Origin of the sequence: Roseibium sp. (genome assembly GCF_025698965.1) — a bacterium.
Classification (GTDB): Bacteria; Pseudomonadota; Alphaproteobacteria; order Rhizobiales; family Stappiaceae; genus Roseibium.
Window position 1 is genome coordinate 1 of sequence record NZ_JAILWL010000473.1, and the last position, 4,965, is coordinate 4,965.

Below are 4,965 nucleotides of genomic sequence, written 5' to 3' on the forward strand. Positions count from 1 at the left end.
CGACCGCGCGCCGCAACCAATGTTTCCTCCCACCGGTCGTTACGACCACTTCGTCCAGATGCCAAACATCGTTCGGGCTCGGTAGTTTCCGACGCAAGCGACCGGCATAGTCCGGACCGAACTTCTTGGCCCAACAACGGATAGTTTCATAGGAAACGACGATGTCGCGTTCCAGCAGCACCTGTTGCGGCGGGTCTGAACGATCTCGTCAACCCATAGCCATCCTGATCGACGGCGCGCCACAGCCAGTGTTTCTTGCCGGCAATGACGACGCGCATTTCATCGAAAAACCAAACGTCATTGCGCGATGGCTGCTTGCGGCGCAGACGGTGCGCATAGACTGGACCGAACTTTCTGCCCCAGCGCCGGATCGTTTCGTAGGAAACCGTGATGCCGCGCTCCAGGAGCATTTCTTCAACCATGCGCAGGCTAAGCGGAAATCGATAATACAGCCACACAGCATGCGCGATGATCTGCAGTGGAATGCGATGGCGCTTGTAGCTGATAGATGCGGTCTTCATACCCGTCGTTCTATCTCACAAAATCCTGACTGCTTGATAACGTGATAAGCCCCCATACACGCTTCCCTGGTTTTCCTGATCTCGTCATCCTCGACTATTTGCCCATAATCCTCCGCTCAGACCTACCGCATTCCAGGAGGCGTCCACACACACGCTCGGGCCCCTTGGACCCAATGGAGCGGCGCCGGTAAAAGCGAAGGGACAACGGTTCACGGTTTCAAGGTCTGCAATAAAGTCAGGTTTAAAGGACAACGAACAACGAAACGACAGAACAAAGCAGCATTGTAAAAGGAAATTGGGTTGAATTTTGATTTTAATTGACTATTCGTCTCATTTGAGATTTTTATCGCGATAAATTTGATAGTAATATTGGTAAAATACATATAGAAAGTTCGATTAACCAGAATTTTACCATAAATTACTCATCTTATACTTGCTGTGACCGTGCTTTTTTGCTTCGCAGTCAGGCTCACTATTACGCCTGGGCAGGTAAGCGTCAGACTGTGTTTCCAGCACCTGCTGCGATGAGAAGAGGGCACTGTAATGTGCAGAAAGCCGAGTTCCGATGCGATCTTCAATTTTCCTATTGTCGCACCAGGCATCGTCTCCGGTTTCTCAATAGGCAACCCGAACTGCCGATTAACACCCGGCCAATGCCTCGATACTTCGGGTGTCTCAAGGCTCAGGAGCAGCCTTCCTGTCATAAAGATTGCGGGCTTACGCGAAGTTGGCCGAGGAGGTCGAGTTCCCTACCCTCTTCAGGCTGCCAGCACCAGGCCGAAGACCTCTGCCAAAGTAACCGTCATCGGCAAAATTTCCCCCGGCTTCCAACATGGTCTGGAGGAAGGTCCGTTGGTGGTGTTGCCGCCGACCCAACAAGTGAGGTGCGGGTCATTAACTTCGCAGATTTGATATTGGAGTCAGGTCAGGCCGTTGAAATCCAGTTTCGATTACTCGTTCTGAGCACGGTGAGACCAAGACAGCGCGTGAATTTGGCGAATTCGCTTGATCAGCACGGAAACTCTGTCGGCCTCAACGACGTTGCCAATCACTATCTCGCCCTCACCCGACTGCGCAACCTTGAAAAAGAGAGAGCGAGACCGTGCAAAGCTTCCGGTGGAGGACACAGGCTTGAGATAGAAACACCGCCGGAAACAAGGTGATGAGTACGCTTCTCGCTTTAATTGAGGCTAATAGTGCGACAACTACAATCGTTTCCTATGCCCGCTCGTTTCTATTGAGTTTCATTTTTAGCGCAACTTTCGTTACCGGCACACTTGCGTCGTCCAGAACGTTTGCGGAAACCGCCCCCTGTGCAACTCCGGAGTGTTCCAAACACATTCGAGACAATACCGCGGATGACAAGCTGGCGGAGGCTCCCATGGCCGGTGAATTCATCAGGCAGGAGATGTCGCTAGATGAGGGGACAATACCGTTTTCGATCAGTGTCGACGGCGAAGTGGTCGATAGCAGCGGCCAACGCAAGCCTACCACTTTCGGCTCCACTCCGTCTGCCAAACCGGTCGACCAACAACGAAAATCGGATGTTGACCTGAGTGCCGTCGACATTCAAATCAAGTTTGACGGATTGGAGCAGCGTTCGATACTCAACATAACAACAACGCCAGTCCGCCGAGCCTATCGTGCTGGTGAGAAGGTATCGTTTCTGGCGACTTCGAACTATCCGGCTTTCATAAGTCGAGCCGAGATCCGTATAACTGCAACAACCGGGACCGATGCCGGCAAACTAGTCGATGTGATCCCTGTCATCGTCAACGGTGAGGGCTGGTGGACCATGCCGGCCGGAGAAGATCGTGAGTTCAGCTATGTGCTCCGCGTTTATGACGCCAAAGGCCGGTTCGACGAAACCCATGCGCTTACACTCGCACGGACCAGTCGCGATTACCAACTGGCTGCACGAGAAACGGCGGTCGCTCCAGGCATGGCGCAGGATCGCACGGCAATCCGCGGCATTCCGGTACATGGTGGTGCGGTAACGGTTTTCGGTCGCGATGTTCCCCCGGACTACCGTATCGAGGCCTTCGGCGAACACATTCCACTTGATCCCGACCGATCGTTCGTGGCGCAACGTATCCTGCCGCCAGGTGATCATGATGTTCAGGTGGCGGTCAAGGGGCCCGCGAAAACGGGCAGCTTGAATTTCAATCGTAACATCAACATTCCCGACAATGACTGGTTCTATGTAGCACTGGCTGATCTGACAGTCGGAAAACGCATTGGTGACAACCAGATTGAAACCGTTCGTGCCGGCGAATACGGCAGCATCTATACAAAAGGCCGGCTTGCATTTTATCTGAAAGGCAAAATCAAGGGTAAGTATCTGCTGACCGCCGCCGCTGATACCGGTGAGGACGATATTGGCAACCTCTTTCGAGGGCTGGATGCAAAGGACCCGCGGCAGTTGCTGCGGCGCATCGACCCGGACGACTATTACCCGATCTATGGCGATGATTCGCTAGCCATTGATGATGCGCCGACCAGCGGTAAATTTTATGTCCGACTTGAGCGTGGCAACAGCCATGTGATGTGGGGCAACTACAAGACCCGTATCATTGGTTCAGAGTTTGTGCGCGCCGACCGCAGCCTTTATGGCGCCAACGCCGTCTATCGTTCGGAGAAGATAACCTCCTTCGGTGAACCGCGCACCCAAGCGACGGCTTACGCTGCCAAACCCGACACTTTGCCACAACGCGATGAGTTCTTGGCCACAGGCGGGTCGGCCTATTTCCTGAAACGTCAGGATATCACCATAGGGTCCGATACGATAACGGTCGAAATTCGGGACAGTGTGACAGATCTCGTTCTCGAGCGGCGTTATTTGAGCAACGGCGAAGATTACTCGATCGACTATCTGCAAGGCGTATTACTGCTGAGGCAGCCGCTTTTTACGGTGACCCAGACGACCGCTCCGGTGCGTGACGGTGCTCTTGGCGGCGACAACATCTATCTGATCGCCCAGTACGAGTATACGCCGCTTTTTTCTGACCTGGATGAATATGCGCACGGCGGCCGGGTGCAGCATTGGCTGAACGATAAAGTGCGCGTCGGCGCTACGGAGACGTACGACACGTCCAGCGGTACTGGTCATCAGGTGTTGGGCGCGGACATTCAATTGCGGCACTCGCAGACTACCTTCTTGCAGGCGGAAGTTGCACAGTCAGACGGTTCCGGTTTCGGTGTTTCTCGTTCTACGGATGGCGGCCTTACCATTTTTGACGAACCAGCAGCCGGTCAAAGCAGCAAGACATCCACAGCATGGCGTTTATCGGGACAGTTTGATCTCGAAGATATTGGCGTCGACGATCTCAGAGGCACAATCAGCGGCTACTATGAAAACGAACAGGCCGGGTTCTCGACGCTCACCAGTGAAACCGCTGTTGACAGGCAGATATGGGGTGCACAGGCACAATTGCATGTTGCCGACGCAGTCAGGGTCAACTTGGGGTACGATGAACTCAGGGATGGCAACGGACAATTAAAACGTGACGGTGAAGTCGGCGTCACCTGGCAGGCCAGCGAGCAGTTGAGAGCCACCCTCGGAGTGGCTCATGCAGAAACTAGATCTCCGCTTGCGGTCAGTTCGGGTAAGTCGGGCTACAACGGTTCGCGTGTTGATGTGGGAACCAGAATTGCCTATCAGCCGAATGACGACCATCTGCTTTATGCATTTGGTCAAAGCACACTCCACCGCACAGATGATATCGACAACAACAACAGAGCTGGATTAGGCGGCGAAATCCAACTCACCGAGAAAATCAGTGCGTCAGGCGAAACATCCTACGGCTCCGGTGGTCTCGGTGCCCTTGCCGCTCTTAACTACGCCCCGACCGCAGATGATACCTATTACCTGGGCTATCGGCTTGATCCGGATCGCACACTCAGCCTGGAAAATGTGAGTGATATAAGTGGGTCTAATGCTGGTGTGCTTGTCGCCGGAACCCGGAGATCTCTTAGCGAAACGACCTCAGCCTACGGGGAAACCAGCTATGACATGTTTGGGCGCCGCTACTCGCTGGCACAGACATACGGCGTTGTCTATACGCCCGATGCATTGTGGCGCGTCGAAGGTGATCTTGTAACCGGGGCCGTCGAAGACGACACGGTCGATGAAGCTACTGGCCAACAGAATTCCGACTTCAACCGCTATGCGGTCTCGCTAGGGGTGGGATATAACGATGAGGAAGCTGGCATTCGCGGGCGAATTCGTGGTGAGGGGCGTTTTGAAAGATCAGGCGACGAAACACGCGACTTGGACACATACTTCTTAACCGCCGGCCTTGCCTGGAATACTGGTCAGGATTGGCGACTGGCCGCTGATGTCGATGCGGTACTCTCTCATTTTGACAGCGATGCGTTCTACGGCGGAGATTATGTTGAAGCTTCCGTTGGTTACGCTTACAGGCCGATCGACAATGATCGCCTT

1 protein-coding gene and 2 pseudogenes are annotated in these 4,965 nt (G+C 53.9%); 1 reads left to right on the forward strand and 2 read right to left on the reverse strand.

From position 1 onward, the window contains the following. Both K5905_RS27310 and K5905_RS27315 read right to left on the reverse strand, forming a co-directional pair. A pseudogene (locus K5905_RS27310) lies at positions 1-187 on the reverse strand (IS6 family transposase); the annotation flags it as partial. Between the two features lie 22 nt (positions 188-209). Next, positions 210-521 (reverse strand): annotated as a pseudogene (locus K5905_RS27315) (transposase); the annotation flags it as partial. A 1,162-nt stretch (positions 522-1,683) separates the two neighbouring features. Here K5905_RS27315 and K5905_RS27320 point away from each other — a divergent pair. After that, positions 1,684-4,965 (forward strand): TonB-dependent receptor (locus K5905_RS27320; protein WP_297590208.1); only part of this gene is annotated, 3,282 nt, incomplete at its 3' end.